Raw genomic sequence first — 18,325 nt, 5'->3', positions numbered from 1 at the left:
CCGTGTGGCAATTCAGCGGCCTTATGAGGGAGCGGTTCCGTGCCGATCCGCGTGGCGTAGCGCGGAGATTTTCCACGATATCGGGCCGATGAGATCGGGACGAGGATGCTTGCCTCGCCGTAGGGGGCGGATCGCATGGTTTGACGCATCACCACGCGTACTTGAGGCCGAGACGCACGACATAGGCGTGATAACTCTGCGCGCCCCATGCACCGCTTACATTGCTCCAGGCGCTCCAGTTCTTTCCGAGATCGCCATTCAGTCCGAGCTTCGCCTCATAACGATTGGCGGGGTACAAACTGCCCACCGACACTTGGTCGAACGAGATGGTGCTGTCCGTGCTCGTGTGCCACCAGTTGGCCGTTGCATAGAACTGCACTTTCTTGCCCGCGCTGCGCTCGAAGGTGCGTTGCAGACGCAGCCCCAGCCGTGTGATGGCCCCGCTGGAACTGGCGTTATCCACCTGCGTGCCGTTCGGCTCGGTCAGCGAATTCTGGTGATAGTCCACGTAAAGCAACTGGCCTTGCGGCTCGAACACCCAGTCGTTGATCAGCGGGAACGCATAGCCCAACTCGCCCGATACCGCCCAGCCGTGCGCGTTGTAGTTCACCGTGGGCAATTCGTCGCCGTCGACGCTGTTATTGAACCAGCCATACTGGAGCCAGGTGTCCGCGTAAGCGCCAAGCCGGCTCGCTTCATTCTGGTACCAGGTGCCATAGGCTCCGACGCTATAGCCAGCCACGTTGCCGCTTGCTTGCGCCGAGTTGCCGGCGGCCTCCACGTTGCTTCGGGCTGTCTCGTAAGTAGCCATCAGCCCGAGATGCAGGAGATCGGCATTGGAGATCAGCTTTTTCTGCGCCACCTCGCCGCCGCCTTGCATGAAGAACGAATCGGTGTTCACGTGGAAGGTGCCATCGCTGCTGTTGCTGCCTTCGTTACGTCCTTCCATCCGAAGCCAGACCGAACCTGGCCCGCTCGATCCGCTCCCGGAAGTCTGAGAGAGCCCACCGGTGCGGTCGTCCAGGCTGTGAACGAACATCTCTCCAGCCACATGCTGGTTAGCCAGGTAAGCCGCCACTTCTGGCCGAAACATTGGCTGCGGTGGTGCGGGAGGCTCAGGGGGTGTGGGCGGCGTGGGGGGCGTTGGAGGCGTAGGTTCAAGCTCAGTGCGCAAGTACCAGTTGCCGTCCGAACTCTGTACGCCCCCCTGGAACAGTTGATATTCATACGGACCCGCCACCGCCCGGCCGCTTAACGAGAAGGCGCCCGTTGCAGAATGCGTGGGGTCCTGAACCTGTACCACCATGATGCCGTTATCTACCGTCGTCGCCCCGGCGCCACCGACGTTCGTCACCACTAACTGCGTGGCGCCCTTCGCGCCAACCGCGGTGCCGCCCACGACCAGCAAATCGGAATTCGACGCGGCTCCGCCCTGGTTCAGGACGGTATCGATCAGGACTTTGCCGCCGTTCGAGGTATAGACGCCCCCCGTGATCATCCGGTCACCGGCGATGCCGTTGGACATCGTCACGGTGCCGCTATTGTCGAGATTTCCCGCGATAGTGAAGCTGGCATCCGGACCATTGGCGAACGCCGGAAGCGCGTTACCTACGGCAATCACGCCGTTGTTGATCACGGACCCGGCGACCTTGCCATAACCACCCAGTGCGGCCGCAGCACCGACTGTGATCGACCCGCCGCCGGCTAATTCGGCGCCGAGATGGGACGCATCCCCGATAGCCAAGGTGCCCGCGTTGATGTTCGTCGTACCGCTGTACGTTTGCACGCCATTGAACAGGACCATGCCGCTGCCGGCTTGGGTTACCGATCCGGTGCCGCTAATGATTCCATCGAAGGTCAGGTTGTCGGAGCGATCGAATGCCAGCATTCCGTTGTTACTGACATCGCCGACAATGCCACCCGCCGTTCCGCCATTGCCGAGTTGCAGAGTGCCAGCGCTGATTGTCGTGCCGCCCGTGTAGGTGTTGTTGCCCGTCAGGATCAAGGCGCCACTGCCTTGCTGGGTCAGCGAACCCGCGCCGCTGACCACGCCGCCATAGGTCGCGGTGTCGCTGCGATTAAACGCCAGCGCCGCGTTGTCCGCGATATCGCCGCTCACCGAGCCAGTCGTTCCGCCATTGCCGAGTTGCAACGTCCCCGCGTTGATGGCCGTGCCGCCGGTGTAGGTGTTGTCACCCGTCAAGACCAGGGTGCCGCTGCCTTGCTGGGTCAGTGAACCCGTGCCGCTGACTATTCCACCATAGGTCGCGGTGTCGCTGCGGTTAAACGCTACTGCAGCGTTATCCGTGATGTTGCCGGCATAGCTGCCAGCGGTGCCGCCATTGCCGATCTGCAACGTCCCCGCGTTGACCGTCGTGCCGCCGGTGTAGGTGTTGTCGCCAGTCAGGATCAGCGTGCCGCCGTTGGCGTTCAGCGCGCCACTGGTGCCGCTGATAACGCCACTAAACGTACCGCCGTTGTCGATCGTCAGATTACCGGCATCGATATTTAGAGCACCCGCCCCGCCGAGCGCGCCTATCGCCTGGGTCTTGCCGTTGATATCGGCAGTGGCGCCCGCACTCACGTCGAGTAAAGCGGTGTGACCCAGCGCGTTGTCGCTGCCGAGCAGGAGCGTGCCGCTATTGAGGGTGGTCGTACCGGTGTAGTCGTTGGTGGCGTTGGCGAGAATGGCGGTGTTGACTGCATCGATGAAAAGGTTGCCGCTGCCGGTGATCTTGGCGCTCAGGGTGTTGTCGACAGCGTTGGCGTTGGTCAGTTCCAGCGTCTGGCCGGCTTGCAGGTCGAGTTGCAGAAGGTCATAACCGAGCCATACACCGGCGTTGGCGCCGGCCAGGACATTGGTGGCGTAGTTGTAGCTGGCTATCGCGACGGTCGCGCCATTTTCGCTCAGCGTGACGTTCTGCGGAGCAGCAACCGGGGAGCCGTCAAATTTAGTGAGTGCGAGCTGGGAACCCGCCCCGGTCACGGTGCCGGTGGCGGCAATGAGTTGCAACTGGATGTTGTCGTCCTGGTCGAACAGCGAGGGTTGCGGGGGAAGCGCGTGAACCGGGAAGTCACTCGGGATGCCAAGGGCGACGGTGCCACCGGACGCAACGTTCAGGTCGCCGACAGTGAGTTTGCCGTCGGGGATAAAACCGGTGGCGGTGATCTGGAACGTGCCGCCGTTGAAGGTGAGGTTGCCAATGGTGCGATTGGCGTTGATCTGGGCCAGTCCGCCGGTGTCCAGGCGCAGTGTGGTGCTGGGCATGGCGCTCTGGGCATTGTTGTCCAGGGTGAATGTGCCGCCGGAAACGGCGATGGTGCCGGCAAAAGCGCTGCCAACCGTATTGCTTAGGGTGAACGTGTTGGTGCTGTTGCCGAGCAGGACCTGCATGGTGCCGCCGCCGGTTAATGCGTTATTGAAGGTGTAGTTGCCGCTGGCCGGGTTGTTGATCAGTAAGGTACCGGCGTTGGCGAGATTGGCATTGCCGCTGCCGATGCTGCCCGCGCCGCTAAGTTCCAGCGTACCGGCGTTGACGTTGGTCCCGCCGCTGTAGGTGTTGGTACCGGTCAGGACGGTTGTGCCGCTACCTTGCTGGGTCAGTGAACCCGTGCCGCTGACTACTCCGCCGTAGGTCGTGGCGTCGCTGCGATTGAACACCAACGCGGCGTTGTCGGAGATGTCACCGGCCACTGAGCCGACGGTTCCGCCATTGCCAATCTGCAACGTGCCCGCGTTGATGGCCGTGCCGCCGGTGTAGGTGTTGTCACCCGTCAGGATCAAGGCGCCACTGCCTTGCTGGGTCAGCGAACCCGTGCCGCTGACCACGCCGCCATAGGTCGCGGTGTCGCTGCGATCAAACGCCAGCGCCGCGTTATCCGCGATATCGCCGCTCACCGAGCCAGTCGTTCCACCATTGCCGATCTGCAACGTGCCCGCGTTGATGGCCGTGCCGCCGCTGTAGGTGTTGTCACCCGTCAAGACCAGGGCGCCGCTGCCTTGCTGGGTCAGTGAACCCGTGCCGCTGACCACCCCGCCATAGGTCGCGGTGTCGCTGCGGTTAAACGCTACTGCAGCGTTATCTGTGATATTGCCCGCAAAGCTGCCGGTAGTGCCGCCATTGCCGATCTGCAACGTCCCCGCGTTGATCGTCGTACCGCCGGTGTAGGTGTTGTCGCCAGTCAGGATCAGCGTGCCGCCGTTGGCATTCAGCGCGCCACTGGTGCCGCTGATAACGCCACTAAACGTACCGCCATTGTTGATCGTCAGATTGCCGGCATCGATATTGAGGGCCCCCGCGCCGCCGAGCGCACCTATCGCCTGGGTCTTGCCGTTGATATCGGCGGTCGTTCCCGCATTCAGCGCCAGTAACGCCGTGTTGCCCAACGCGTTGTTGCTGCCGAGTATCAGCGTACCGCCGCTGACGGTTGTGTTGCCGGTGTAGTCATTGGCGGCGTTGGTCAAGGTGATGCTGTTGGTGGCGTCGATGGTGAGCGCGCCGCTGCCGGTGATGCGGGCCTTCATGTCAGCCGCCCCGGCTGCGGCCGTGTCACCGGCAAGCGTGAGGGTCTGGCCGGTTTGCAGATCGAGTTGGCTAAGGCCGTAGCCCGCGTACAGGCCACTGTTGGCCCCGGTGTTCAGCGTGAAGCTGTAGGTACCGATGGCAACGGTGTTGCCATTTTGAGCAATGTTCGCGGTTGTGCTGGTGAGCGAGTTCCCCGCCAGATCGGTGAGCGAGAGGTTGCTTACATTGCCGCTGACGCTGTTGGCGCTGATCAGTTGGGTGTTGGCGCCGTCATCCTGAGTGAGCAGGGATCCGGTTGGGTTGACGGCGCCAACGGGGTCGATGCGCACGGTGCCGCTATTGAGCGTGAGTGCCCCGGTGCTGAGCGTGCCGGAGGGCAGGTTAGCGAAGACCAGGGCATTGCCGTTCAGCGTCAGGTTGCCGATGGTTTGCGCCCCCGCGCCCACGGTGGTCGTGTTGCCGGCGTTCAGTTGCAGAGTGGCGTTCGTGAGTGCACTGGTGTTGGTGCCGGCGAGGCTAAAGGTGCTCTGGTTAAGCGTGACCTTGCCGGTGAAAGCACTGCCCGCAGCGGCGCCGAAGTTGAAGGTGTTGGTGGCGCTGCCGAGGGTGGCAGTCAGTAAGCCACTGCCGGTGAGGACGTTATTGAAAGCGTAGTTGCCGCTGGCGGGGTTCAGCGCGAGCGTGCCCGTGCTGGCGATATTGGCTGGACCACTGCCGATAGTGCCCGTTCCGGTAAGTTGCACGGTGCCGGCGTTGACATTCGTGCCACCGGTGTAGGTGTTGGCGCCGGTGAGGGTCAGCGTGCCCGTGCCTTGCTTGGTGAGTGCGCCGGTGCCCGCGACCACACCGGAAAGCGTATCGGCGTTGGCCTGTGTATCGATAGTGCCGGCGGCGGTGAGCGTGACCGCTCGAGCCGTGGTGAGTGCACTAGTGAACTGCAACGCCCCGCCATTGAAACTCAGCCCACCCGCCGCGGCGCCGAGATTGGCGTCGGCGCCGACACTCAGAATGCCGGCATTGAGGTTGGTGCCACCCGCGTACGTGTTGATGCCGGTGAGGACGGTCGTGCCGCTGCCTGCTTGTGTCAGCGAGCCCGTGCCGCTGACCACTCCACCGTAGCTCACCGCATTCGAGCGATTAAAAATCAACGCGGCGTTATCGGTGATGTTGCCAGTGACGCTGCCAGTGGTGCCGCCGTTGCCTAGTTGCAAGGTGCCAGCGCTGACGGTGGTACCACCTGTGTAGACGCTGTCGCCCGTCAAGATCAGGGCGCCGCTGCCTTGCTGGGTCAACGAACCCGTGCCGCTGATCACTCCGCCATAGGTCACCGAATCTGAATGGTCAAAATTCAACGCGGCGTTATCGGTGATATTGCCAGTGACGCTGCCGGTGGTTCCACCATTGCCAAGTTGCAAGGTGCCAGCGCTGACGGTGGTACCACCCGTGTAGACGCTGTCGCCCGTCAAGATCAGGGCGCCGCTGCCTTGCTGGGTCAACGAACCCGTGCCGCTGACCACTCCGCCATAGGTCAACGCACCTGAGTGGTTAAAATTCAATGCGGCGTTATCGGTGATATTGCCGACGACGCTGCCGGTGGTGCCGCCGTTGCCAAGCTGCAAGGTGCCGGCAGTGATGGTGGTGCCGCCCGTATAAGTGTTATCACCGGTCAGGATCGTTGTGCCCGTACCGGCTTGCGTAGCAGTACCCGTACCGCTGATCACATTGGCAAAGGTCACGACATCGGAGCGGTTAAAGTTCAGAGCGCCGTTGTCAATCAAATTGCCGGTAACGCTACCGCTAGCGCCACCGTTACCGAGATTCAGCACCCCGCCGCTCTCGATGGTCGTGCCACCACCCGTGCCGCTATTGCTGATCTGGCCGGTTACGGTTAATGCGCCGCTGACGTCGAGCGTATTGGCTGTGGTGCCGATCAGGTTGATATGGCCGCCGAGAGTCCAGATGCTGCCTGTTGCGGCAGTCAAGCTGGAAAAGCCCTGCGTAGTTAAATTACCGCTCCCCAGAAAATCACCATTTTCGCTGCCTGTTTCTATCAGGGTAATGGTGTTACCGGTACCCGCGCTGATAGCGACTGCGTCAGTGCTCACCCCTGCAGCGAGAGAAGATGTTGTGCCGGTCCCTCCATGCAGATTTGAACCTGCACCTAACGTCAGCGAGTTGCCTGAGGTACCAAAGTAAAGTGCGGTACTTGTGCTGCCACCATAGATGGCTCCGCGATTGACGATATTGGCAATACCCGACTGTGACCATATCCCGGTCACAGCGGCGGTCAATCCCGTGCTCGCACCTATGGAACCGGTATTGGTGATATTGGCAATGACTGAAGCACCGGTCACCTTGATGGCGGCCCCGCTTCCCTGTGTATTTATTGTCCCATTGTTAATGATGGTGCTGGGCGCAGCGCCTCCCACGTCGACAACGAGGCTATTGACCTCGCCCGGCCTGTTGAATATGCCTGTGCTACCGACCTGAAAAGTACTTCCGGCACTCATATGTATACCGGCACCAGCGTTCAGGACTCCATCCAATGTAAGGTTTCCGGCTATCGATACAATGTTCGACGTAGTGACTTGCGCGCCGCCGTTGATCTGGGAAAATGCACCACTGGCAACAGTTAGTGTGGTGGCATTGAACAGGCCACTTTGAGCAAAGTTCAAAGTTCCCGCATTGACGGAAACCGCTCCAACCGAGCTGCCTGCACCACTCAAAGTCAATGCATTGCTGCCTGTCTCAGTCAGCCCCCCTGTTCCACTAATCAGACCGCTGAAAGTCGTGTCGCTGCTGTTGTTGGCCGTCAGCGTTGCAGAACCCAAAGTGATAGAGCCAGCGCCGCTAAGGTTGTTGGCTGTCTGGGCGAAATTATTCAGCGCGAAGATAGCGCCACTGTTCACGGTTACCGCACTGCTATTGGCAAAAATATTAGCGATGCCTGCGGTGAGCGTCCCCGCCTCGATACCGGTTGCGCCGGAATACGTATTAGCTGAAGAAAGCGTCAGGTTACCCGTACCCGACTGGGTGAGCGAGCCGGTTCCGGAGATAAGCGCAGCATAACTAACTGCATCGCTGCGATCAAAGACGAGCGAGCCATTTTCAGCAATGTTGCCAGTCACGCTGCCCGCGGTACCTCCATTGCCGACCTGTAGCGTGGCGCCCGAAGCGATAGTCGTGCCGCCCCCCGTGCCACCGTTGGTGAGTGCACCAGTAAGGGTAAGGACTCCGCTTTGCACGTTGGTAGCGGTGGCGGTGATGCCTGTGGTCGAATTTGCACCGCTCAACGTCCAGGCAGTGCCGGACATGTTCAGGGTATTGAATCCCGTCAGATTGTTGCCCGCACTGCCCGATCCTTGCAGGGTCAGCACATTGTTTGTGCCGGTGGCGGTCACAGCACCGTTCAGCACCGATCCCGTTCCGAGTACCAGCGTATTGCCACTCCCCGTGACAGAAACAGCCGTGCCACCGGTTCCGGTGATGGTGCCGGTGTTGGTCAGGGTAACGCCGCCGCTGCTTGCGAGCACAGCGCCAGTACCCGCGCTTAACAGGCCGCTGTTGCTGAATGCGCCCGTTGATGCCCCGCGAGTCCAGAACGCGTAGGTTGTCGCTGCCCCGTAAATCGTGCCGGCGTTGGTGCCAGCGACAGGCCCGGCGTTGAAAACGACACCATAGCCCGTGCCACCATTCGTGCCGACCACGCCAGTTGCACTTTGAGTAAACGTGCCGCCGGCGTCGAAGTACACCCCGGAGAAACTGTTGCTGCCGCTTGTAATCAAGCCATCGTTGGTGACGGTACCGACAGCGCCCGAGATTCGAACGCCATCGGCGCCGCCCGCTATGGTTGCGCCTGCATGATTGGTCACCTGGCCGCCGTTGGACAGGTTGACACCCGTAGACGTTGTTCCCACGATTATGGAAAAATTGTCGAGGGTGACGCCATTGAGCGTGGCCGATGACAACGAGAACCCCAAGGCTCCGGTTATCGAGCCATGATTGGTGAGAACCCAGTTCTGGGCGTTGTTACCGTCGATGCCATCGCCCGACGATACATTGATCACCGTGCCCGCCGGCGCATCGAAGGTGGTCGAGCCCGGGCTCAGGGTTTGCAACGTGACAGTAGTTGTCGCGCTGGGGATCGAAACGGTTTGCGCCTGTGCCTGACTAATGATCGCGCCAATGCTGATTAACAGAATGCCGGCGCTAATGGGTGTCAGGCAGCTACGAGGGCCGCCGGCAAAGGTTCGTCTATTTTTATAACCGAGGTGCAATTGGGCAAACACTGCTGCCATTTGCATGGAATCAAGCGCCCAATCCGGCGCGGCATAACGAATCCGGTTCATTTACGGCCTCGCTCTTGATGCAATTACGTTACATGCCAAAGAGTTCGAATCACCATCACGCCATTTCATTGAGCAACCTCATTGATATTTGGCATATGTGCCCTGCCGCATTTACGATCCCGATATACAGCAGGAATTCGTTGTTGATACAGATTGAATCGCCTGACGGATTAGCTGGATTATTGACAGGAAATGGAACGACACCGCCAATCCCCTCTCTTTGAGCTACCACACCATGACAATGAGACATTCGCTCGATATCACTGACTGGATAAGGATGGGGCATGGACGCCCGCTGCCCGAATTTTTATACGAATCATTGGATAGTTCAATTAGTGAGTATTTCACTTTTACCGAATAATGGCCTAAGCGTTAGCCGGGTTTGTACCTTAAATAAACCTGCTAGCCTTCGAGATCATCCTATCTTATGCGGGAGTGTCCGATTGCTTTATTTATTTTTTGATTCGTTTGATGTTCTCGCATTTTAATAAGTTTTCCGATTCAGATTCAATCTCCACGGCATATACTATAAAACTTGCAACCAAATAAATAATCAATCTGATTTTGCATTCATGACCTTGCAACGAAATATTCATCGAGCCTGATTTTTGCAAAAATTGATGTGCTTCGTTACGATCCTGATAAGACGAAGCTGGGCGTGATAATGAGCACAAATAGGCGAGAGCTCGGCCAGCAATAGCGAACTTGACGAGCGTGGTTAAGCGCCTAAATAGTGCCGCATGCAGAAGTTGCCAAGGAACGCACGCAGCGCGAAATGAATTTGGCCCAACGCGGCGTGATGCAACGCCGTCAGGCACAATTCCCCTTCCGAATTCCCGGCAAGGCCGGCTACACGCTCTCCGGCAACCCAAAGCAGGCTCCCCTCCCGACATGACAGATTCCTTCCTCAGCCGACGCCCCGAACTCGAATGGCCTGTTGCCGATGGTCCCGATCCGTTTATCGAACTGGAAAAGCTTGACGACACCCGGGTCGACGCATGGGTCAGCGCGCAAAACGCGCGCACAACAGAAGCCTTCGGCAAGACAGCTGACACGGACACACTCACGAAGCGGCTGGCAAAGGCCTACACCTCGCAGGAACGCATCGTTTCATGTTCGCGTTACGGCGATTGGGGCTACAACACTTGGCAGGATGAGAAAAACCCGCTGGGCATAGTTCGGCGCACAGCCTGGCAAAAATGGCTCGCCGGCACGCCCGAATGGCAAACCATCCTGGACGTTGACCAGATCGACTTGAACACGAGCGCCGCCAAGGACGGCATCCGCTGGGCGCTGCACGACTTCGATATGCTCTACCCTACCTGGGACCGCGCGCTGGTGAGCTTGTCGCCGGGAGGCTCGGACGCGTGCATGGTCCGCGAATTCGATATCGAAACGCAGCGCTTCGTTGAAGACGGCTTCACGCTCCCCGATGTCGGCAAGCATGGCATCTCGTGGATCGATCGCGATACGGTATACGTTGGCTGGGACGACAGCGCGCACAGCAAGAAGCCCGCGCTCACCACGTCCGGCTTTCCACGCCAGGCGCGCAAATGGAAGCGCGGCACGCCACTCGCCGATGCCCCCGTGGTCTTCGAAGGCAAACGGCGCGATGTATCGGCCGGCGTGGATTACGATCAGCTCGAAAAGCTCCATCTTGCTTCACGCGCGACGTCGTTCTTCGAGACGCTGCAATACTGGCTCGATGAAACCACCGGCGAGTGGCAGCAATACGATGTCCCGCTGCACGCGGAACTGGAGCATTGGAATGGCTGGCTGTTTGTCACGCCACGCGAGTCCTACGAATCGGGCGCAACGACCTACGCGAGCGGTTCGCTGCTCGTCATTCGTCGCGATGCCTTCCTGACAGGCGCGCGCAATTTCACCGTGCTGTTCACGCCGTCAGGCCGAAACGTTCTCGCCGATATCGACTTCACGAAGCATTGGCTGGTGGTGTCGCAGATGGACGATGGTTCGCCGCGTGTGGAATTGCTTGGCCCCCCAGCGGGTCTGGAAGGCGAATGGACCCGCCGCGACTTCGCGCTGCCGGCCGCCAGCCAGTCGTACGTGGATTCCATCGACAGTGAACGCGACGACACCGTGCTCGTTCACGTCGAACATTTCCTCACGCCGCCGTCGCTTTACTATGCCGATTTCGCGCAGCCGGAAAGCGAATGGCAACTGCTCGCTCGCCTTCCCGCTCAATTCGATGCGACTGGTCTTATCGCCGAGCGTCGTCACGCGATATCAACCGATGGCGTCGCCATTCCGTATTGGCTGATCGGCCGCGAGGCGAACGTCAAGGGTCAGGAAACCGCGCCCTGCCTGCTCTACGGCTATGGTGGCTTCGAAGTCGCGCTCGACCCGCATTACGACGCGACCACGGGTATCGCGTGGCTCGAAAGCGGAGGCCTGTACGCGGTCGCGAACATTCGTGGCGGCGGCGAGTTCGGGCCGGAGTGGCATCAGGCGGCGCAGCGGGAGAAACGCCAGGTCGCCTTCGATGACTTCATCGCCGTTGCAGAAGCGCTGGTGGCGTCGGGCGTGACGACATCGAAACAACTCGCTATTCGTGGCGGCAGCAACGGCGGCTTGCTGACCGGCGTCATGCTGGTCCAGCGTCCGGAATTGTTCGGCGCGGTGTTGTCCGAAGTGCCATTGCTCGACATGGCGCGCTTTCACTTGCTGCTGCAAGGCGCCTCGTGGATCGACGAATACGGCGACCCCGCCGATGCCCGCGACCTGCGCTTCCTGATGACGTACTCGCCGTATCAAAACGTGAAAGCCGATGCGGTTTATCCGCCGGCGCTGTTCACGTCGTCGGCGACCGATGACCGCGTGCATCCCGGCCACGCCCGCAAAATGGCGGCAAGAATGCAGGCGCTGGGACATGAGCGCGTGTGGTATCTGGAGAACCGCGACGGTGGTCACGGCGCGGGCGTGGAGGCGGAAAGTATCGCTCGCGTGGAAGCGACGGCGTTCACGTTCTTGCAGCAGATGGTCGGCCGGGGGTGATGGTTAGCTGAGCGAATGCGCGGACATCGCAACAAATAAGCCCGACTGCATCACCCGGCCCGACTCGCCCGCACTGGCGTGCCATGCCAGCGCAGCACCAGCGTCCGGCCGACGAACGTCAGCACGCCCGTCACCCCGATCACGATCCCCATCCCCTGCGGCGTACCGTCGTGGAACATCCCGACGGCAACGCTCGCCAGCGCGCCGAGCGCCAACTGCACCGCGCCGAACACTGCGGCTGCGGCGCCTGCGTTGTGGGGGTATCGATGCATCAAATCCGTCGTGCAGTTGGCCGATAACAAACCCACGACGCCGACCACGAAGAACAGACAGCCGACGATCGACCACAAGCCGCCAAAACCGGTGATACACACGAACGCCGTCGCCAGCGCCGCGATCACGCTGACAAACGACGCGATCGAAATCAGTTTCAGCGATCCCAGCGGCCCGACGAGCCGCGTGTTCGCCACGTTCCAGCCGATAATCCCGATAATGTTCAGCCCGAAGAAAAACCCGTAGTGCTGCGGCTTCACATGAAAGTAGTCGATATACACAAACGGCGTCGCGGTGATGTACGCGAACATCGAAGCGAACGCCATGCCGCCGCATAACGTGTGGCCCCACGTGACGGGATCGGTGAGAAGACGCCCGTACGCCGCAAACGAACGCCCCAGCGCCGATGTCGCGCGTTTCTCGCGCGGCCAGGTTTCCGGCACGCGCAAATACGTAGTGACCGCGCACAACGTGCCGAATACCGTGAGCGTGACGAACACCGCACGCCAGCCCCCAAGCAGCAGCAACTGGCCGCCTATCAACGGTGCGAGCAGCGGGCCGATCGACGTGACAATGGCAAGCATCGACAGCACCCGGGCCGCATCCGACGGTGCGTGGGCATCGCGTGCAATGGCCCGCGCCAGAACCGACGCCGACCCCGCGCCGAGCGCCTGCAGGAAGCGCAGGATAACCAGTGAATCGATGGAAAACGACAGCGCGCACCCGACGCTCGCAAGCGTATACAACACGATGCCGCCCAGCAGCACCGGCCGGCGCCCGTAGGCGTCGGAGAGCGGTCCGTACACGAGCATGCCGAGCGAAAAGCCGAGCATGAAACTGGTCAGCGTGATCTGTGCCGCTGCGGCGGTCGTGCCGAACGAAGTGGCGAGAGCCGGCAGGCTCGGCAGGTACATATCGATGGAAAGCGGGCCGCACGCCGCCAGCGCACCGAGCAACAGGATCAGTCGGCGATCGGCACGGCGCTTGATGATTTCGGGCATGAGAGGCGAAAGAGAGCGTGAGGAAAAGGCGCGGTTTTCGGGGACTGGCGAGTGACGGGTAGCGAGTGACACGTGGCGAAACCAACACAATACGAGGGCGAAAAACCTCGCAACGGCCACGTCCGGCATGCAAGCGAACGGCTTAAACAAAGCCTTAAAACAGTGTGCATTGTACGCGCCCCGCTTTCACAAGCCGCGCTGGCGTCTTTTCGAATGCAGCGCCAGACCGAGCGTCGCGGACTCGATGCAGACGACTCCGGTACAATTTCATCTTGATTTCCTGCAGCCGCGAGCCCCAGGCGCGAGACCCGGTCGGACCCCGCCCGATCCGATCCCGGCGCCCATCCAGGCTTGATAGAAGCCCGCGACCGCAGCCCTCTCCAGCCGAACCCGTCATCCAGTGCAGGCCCCGTCATGTCCAGAAATGAAGCTCTCTTCGAACGCGCCCAGAAAACCATTCCCGGCGGTGTGAACTCGCCGGTGCGCGCGTTTCGCTCGGTCGGCGGCACGCCGCGGTTCATCGAACGCGCGCAAGGTCCGTATTTCTGGGACGCCGATGGCAAGCAGTACATCGACTACATCGGCTCCTGGGGGCCGATGATCCTCGGCCACGTCCATCCTGAAGTGCTTGAGGCCGTGCAGCGCGTGCTCGCGAACGGGTTTTCGTTCGGTGCGCCGACCGAGTCCGAGATCGAGATCGCGGAAGAGATCTGCAAGCTGGTGCCGTCGATAGAACAGGTACGCATGGTGTCGAGCGGCACCGAGGCGACCATGAGCGCGCTGCGCCTGGCGCGCGGATTCACGAAGCGTGATCGGATCGTGAAGTTCGAGGGGTGTTATCACGGTCACGCGGACAGCCTGCTCGTGAAAGCCGGATCGGGTCTGCTGACGTTCGGCAATCCCACTTCCGCTGGCGTTCCCGCCGATACCGCCAAGCACACGACCGTACTCGAGTACAACAACGTCGAACAGCTTAACGAAGCGTTTGCCGCATTCGGTGCGGAAATCGCGTCGATTATCGTGGAGCCGGTGGCCGGCAACATGAATCTCGTGAAAGCCACGCCCGAATTCCTGCAAGCGCTGCGCGCCCGTTGCGACGAGTACGGCTCGGTGCTGATTTTCGATGAAGTGATGTGCGGCTTTCGCGTGGCGCTGGGTGGCGCGCAGCAGGTCTACGGCATCAAGGCGGACCTGACGTGCCTGGGCAAGGTGATCGGCGGCGGCATGCCGGCTGCAGCGTTCGGCGGACGCCGGGACATCATGGCGCATCTCGCCCCGCTCGGCGGCGTGTATCAGGCAGGCACGTTGTCGGGGAATCCGGTCGCGGTCGCAGCCGGGTTGAAAACGCTGCAATTGATCCAGGCGCCGGGGTTCTACGAGACGCTGACGAAGCAAACGCGTCGTCTCGCCGATGGCCTCGCTTCGGTCGCAAAGGAAGCGAAGGTGCCCTTCTCGGCGGACGCTATCGGCGGGATGTTCGGGCTGTATTTCGCCGATAGCGTCCCGGGAAGCTTCGCTGAAGTCACGCAGGGCGACACGAACCGCTTCAACGCGTTTTTCCACGAGATGCTCGATGCCGGCGTCTACTTCGCGCCATCGGCGTATGAAGCGGGGTTCGTATCGATCGCCCACGACGACGGCGTGATCGACGCGACGCTCGACGCCGCCCGCGGCGCGTTCGCGCGCCTCGCCGCTTAAGCGCCGCCGCCATGTTCTCGCAGACCGATTTCTCGCACATGGAGCGCGCGTTGGCGCTGGCCGCACGCGGCATGTACACGACGACGCCGAATCCGCGCGTCGGCTGCGTGCTGGTGAAAGACGGCGACGTGATTGGCGAAGGTTTCACGCAGCCCGCCGGCCAGGACCACGCCGAGGTTCGCGCGTTGAAAGACGCGCGAGCGCGCGGCCATGATCCGCGGGGTGCCACCGCCTACGTCACGCTCGAACCGTGCAGCCATTTCGGCCGCACGCCGCCGTGCGTGCACGCGCTGATCGACGCGCGGGTCGCCAAGGTGATCGCCGCGATGGAAGATCCGAATCCGGCCGTGTCCGGGCGCGGACTGGCGATTCTCCGCGATGCGGGTATCGATGTGCGCTGCGGCCTGCTGGCCAATGAAGCGTACGAGATGAACATCGGCTTTGTATCGCGCATGACGCGACGCCGGCCGTGGGTACGCATGAAGGTCGCCGCTACGCTGGATGGCCGCACGGGTTTGCCGACCGGCGAAAGCCAATGGATTACCGGTGAAGCCGCCCGCGCCGATGGTCACGCATGGCGCGCGCGGGCGTGCGCGATTTTGACGGGCATCGGCACGGTGCGCGAGGACGATCCTCAACTGACCGTGCGCGCGATTGAAACGCCGCGCCAGCCGCAGCGGGTACTGATCGACAGCCGCCTTGACGTGCCGCTCACCGCTCGGATCCTGGAAGGCGCGCCGCCGTGGGTGTTTTGCGGTGCCGAGCCCGACCCCGCGAAAGCCGATGCGCTGCGCGAACGCGGCATCGAATTCACGCCATTGACGAACGAGCACGGCAAGGTCGATCTGCCCGCCATGCTGGGCGTTCTCGCTGATCGCGGCATCAACGAACTGCACGTGGAAGCGGGTCACAAGCTCAATGGCTCGCTGCTGCGCGAGGGGTGTGTCGACGAATTGCTGGTTTATCTCGCGCCGAGTTTGCTGGGCAACGCGCCGGGCATGTTCGATTTCACGCCACCCGATACACTCGATGCCCGGCCGCATCTGCGGTTTCACAGGATTGACCGGCTGGGTGATGACCTGCGCATTCTGGCGCGCTTCGCGGTGGTGAAAACCGATGCGCCCACGGACGCGAAACCGATTATCTAACGCACAACGTAACGTAAGGAAGCTCGACGATGTTCACAGGAATTGTCGCGGCGGTCGGCCGCATTGAAGCGGTTACGCCGTTGGGTTCATCCACCGATGCCGATACCGGCGTGCGCCTCACGGTGGCCTCCGGCGGGCTGGATCTCACGGACGTGGAGCTTGGCGACAGCATCTCGATCCAGGGCGCGTGCATGACCGTGATCGAGAAGTCGGCCGGGTCTTTTGCCGTCGATGTGTCGCGCGAGAGCCTTAGCAAGACGGCAGGCTTGTCCGAACCCGGCGATGTGAACCTGGAGAAGGCGCTACGTGCGCATGATCGGCTGGGCGGGCATCTGGTGTCGGGACATGTGGATGGTCTTGGTGAAGTGACGCACTTCGCCCCTGTTGGCGAGTCACATGAGTTACGGATTCTGGCGTCGCGGGATATCGGTAAATATCTGGCTTATAAAGGCTCGGTGACGGTGAACGGCGTGAGCCTGACGGTGAATACCGTGAACGACCGGCCCGATGGCTGCGAGTTTTCGATCAACCTGATTCCGCATACGGTGGAAGTGACCACGTTGCGGCATTTGAAAACCGGCGCGAAGGTCAATCTGGAGATCGATCTGATTGCGCGGTACGTGGAGCGGATTCTGTCGACGTCTAAGGACGGTCATAACTCGTTGAAATAAATAGAATTTTCGAAAATAAGCATGTGCGCTCGTCTCACTGCGTCCAGCTAAATCTACGTTTTGATGACGGTATACCGTCGTTTTCTGCACCAAGTATGCGGTCACGCCTCTGTAGAAACGCCTCCCCAAGGCAACCGACCCGGCTGTCTGCCGCGCTGGCATTGGGATCAGCGGCTCTCGCCGGAGATCGGGCAGAGCGGAGAATTCGCGCCTTTTTGCCGATCTTCTGCGTACGGCGCACGACATTGAAAAGCTGGAAGTCGCGCGCCATCATAGTTATCCATCATGCCACCGGCCGCACCTTACCCATATGGATTAGCAAGTCAGTTAAGAGAGCACAGCCTGAAAGGCAATCTTGACGCATTTATGCCACAGCTACGTCGCAGCTCTCGGGAAAATCCGAATTCTGCGAGTACTCCGAACGCGACAGCGGTCCAGCGGACACATAGACGTGCCCTATCTGAGATATGCGCATCGGAATGAACTCGGCCACAAGCAGCCCCTCGACAGCAGGCTATGGATTGCTGACACCACAATCTGCCGATGACTTTCACTCGTCCCCTACATCTATCAACCTGACTTTTGGAGTTTAGAACTTCGTACGGGCATCACACTTGTCGAGACGGGCGGGAGTTTCGCTGACTGATGATCGCGCCGACATCATCTCGCTGAATCGCCCCCATCTAGACGACCGACGCCATGGGCGCATGAAATTACCTACCCTCAAACGGGATTCGCGGACGGCACGTCAAAGTCCGTCTCGGACAATTCCGAGTGGAGGCGGTGGTTGAGAAGAACCTGGATGACCGTCCGGATCGTGTCTTCGGTCGGGATGATCCGGCCACGATCGTCGAACCGGATCTGCCAGTTCCGCGCTGCGCTTGTAGCGCGGAGCCGCTGCATATAGTCCTGATTGGCATAGTGGGCCCGCTCCTGCACGACGGCCATGCGCCGAAGGTGCATCGCATTTGTTCCGACGTGCTGCACTAGTAGGGCTACATCCGAAAAAACCGCTTTGAATTCATCGCTTTGCTGTAATTCCGTGAAGGAGACCGCATATGTCTGTTTGTATTCGAGCAGCGACTCGAAACTGGATTTGTTGATGATCAGAAGATCGGTTTTCGTCGCGAAAAAGTCAAATGTCTTCGCAATCTGGAAGGATTCATCGCCCGCAAGGTCAAGCTGGTTGCCATTCAGGACCAGATTGACAACCGACGCTCGCTTTTTCACACGCCAGTCACTCGCGAGCCGTCTGACTCCGTACAGCACGTCGTTATGCGTCTGGAGCCGGACCACGTACCCGGCGCTGTTCTCCAACTGCTTCACATTGGTAATCAGATGCTCCTCAGGCGGCAGATCAATCTGGTCCTGCAGTTGCGGAAATGTAGTTTCATCTCCTTCGAGGTAGAGGCAGCCGACTTCATTCGGCTGGGCCAGCAGTTGATAATCTTCAACCTCCTGATAGCGCGCGAGGGTGTCAGTAACGATCCGTTTGAGTTCTGCCGTAAGCTCATCGGTCGTTACAGCGGCGAACGCCTTAAAACGGCCGCCTTTCCCGGCGCTTTTCTTGAACGTCCATAGCGTCAGGGATGCATCAGCAACGTTAAAATTTTTCATACTTGCTAGAGCTTCATTAGCGGCCAT

Annotated in this window: 8 protein-coding genes; 4 read left to right on the top strand and 4 right to left on the bottom strand. The window is 60.5% G+C overall.

The genetic code is table 11. From position 1 onward, the window contains the following. Positions 1–148: 148 nt before the first annotated feature. Both ACSQ36_RS04665 and ACSQ36_RS04660 read right to left on the bottom strand, forming a co-directional pair. A complete protein-coding gene (locus ACSQ36_RS04665; protein ID WP_436181072.1) occupies positions 149–8,875 on the bottom strand; it encodes an autotransporter-associated beta strand repeat-containing protein in 8,727 nt (2,908 codons plus the stop codon). A gap of 452 nt (positions 8,876–9,327) precedes the next feature. After that, the gene (locus ACSQ36_RS04660; protein ID WP_436181071.1) at positions 9,328–9,693 is read right to left on the bottom strand and encodes a hypothetical protein; all 366 of its coding nucleotides are present in this window, start codon (positions 9,691–9,693) and stop codon (positions 9,328–9,330) included. Positions 9,694–9,766: 73 nt separating this feature from the next. On the opposite strand from ACSQ36_RS04660, the gene ACSQ36_RS04655 reads away from it, so the two are divergent. Continuing rightward, entirely contained in the window at positions 9,767–11,890 is a 2,124-nt protein-coding gene (locus ACSQ36_RS04655) for a prolyl oligopeptidase family serine peptidase (RefSeq protein ID WP_436181070.1), read from the top strand. A 50-nt stretch (positions 11,891–11,940) separates the two neighbouring features. On the opposite strand, the gene ACSQ36_RS04650 is transcribed toward ACSQ36_RS04655, so the two are convergent. Continuing rightward, on the bottom strand, positions 11,941–13,164 hold the full coding sequence (locus tag ACSQ36_RS04650; RefSeq protein WP_436181069.1) for a Bcr/CflA family multidrug efflux MFS transporter: 1,224 nt from the start codon (positions 13,162–13,164) through the stop codon (positions 11,941–11,943). Between the two features lie 414 nt (positions 13,165–13,578). Here ACSQ36_RS04650 and hemL point away from each other — a divergent pair, with 414 nt between their 5' ends. From hemL to ACSQ36_RS04635, 3 genes are read left to right on the top strand one after another with little or no spacing between them, the layout of a single operon-like run. Beyond that, on the top strand, positions 13,579–14,862 hold the full coding sequence (gene hemL, locus ACSQ36_RS04645; protein ID WP_436181068.1) for a glutamate-1-semialdehyde 2,1-aminomutase: 1,284 nt from the start codon (positions 13,579–13,581) through the stop codon (positions 14,860–14,862). A gap of 11 nt (positions 14,863–14,873) precedes the next feature. Continuing rightward, positions 14,874–16,010, top strand: a complete 1,137-nt coding sequence (gene ribD, locus ACSQ36_RS04640; protein WP_436181067.1) for a bifunctional diaminohydroxyphosphoribosylaminopyrimidine deaminase/5-amino-6-(5-phosphoribosylamino)uracil reductase RibD — start codon at positions 14,874–14,876, stop codon at positions 16,008–16,010. Positions 16,011–16,039: 29 nt separating this feature from the next. Beyond that, positions 16,040–16,681 (top strand): riboflavin synthase, encoded by a 642-nt coding sequence (locus ACSQ36_RS04635; RefSeq protein ID WP_436181066.1) that lies wholly within the window; start codon positions 16,040–16,042, stop codon positions 16,679–16,681. A gap of 723 nt (positions 16,682–17,404) precedes the next feature. Here the strand turns inward: ACSQ36_RS04635 and ACSQ36_RS04630 are convergent. After that, positions 17,405–18,325, bottom strand: a complete 921-nt coding sequence (locus ACSQ36_RS04630) for a Kiwa anti-phage protein KwaB-like domain-containing protein (protein WP_436181065.1) — start codon at positions 18,323–18,325, stop codon at positions 17,405–17,407.

It is taken from the genome of Caballeronia sp. LjRoot34 (assembly GCF_964253815.1).
Classification (GTDB): Bacteria; Pseudomonadota; Gammaproteobacteria; order Burkholderiales; family Burkholderiaceae; genus Caballeronia.
Note: the sequence above shows the minus strand (reverse complement) of the source record. Positions and strands in the feature narration are given on the sequence as shown.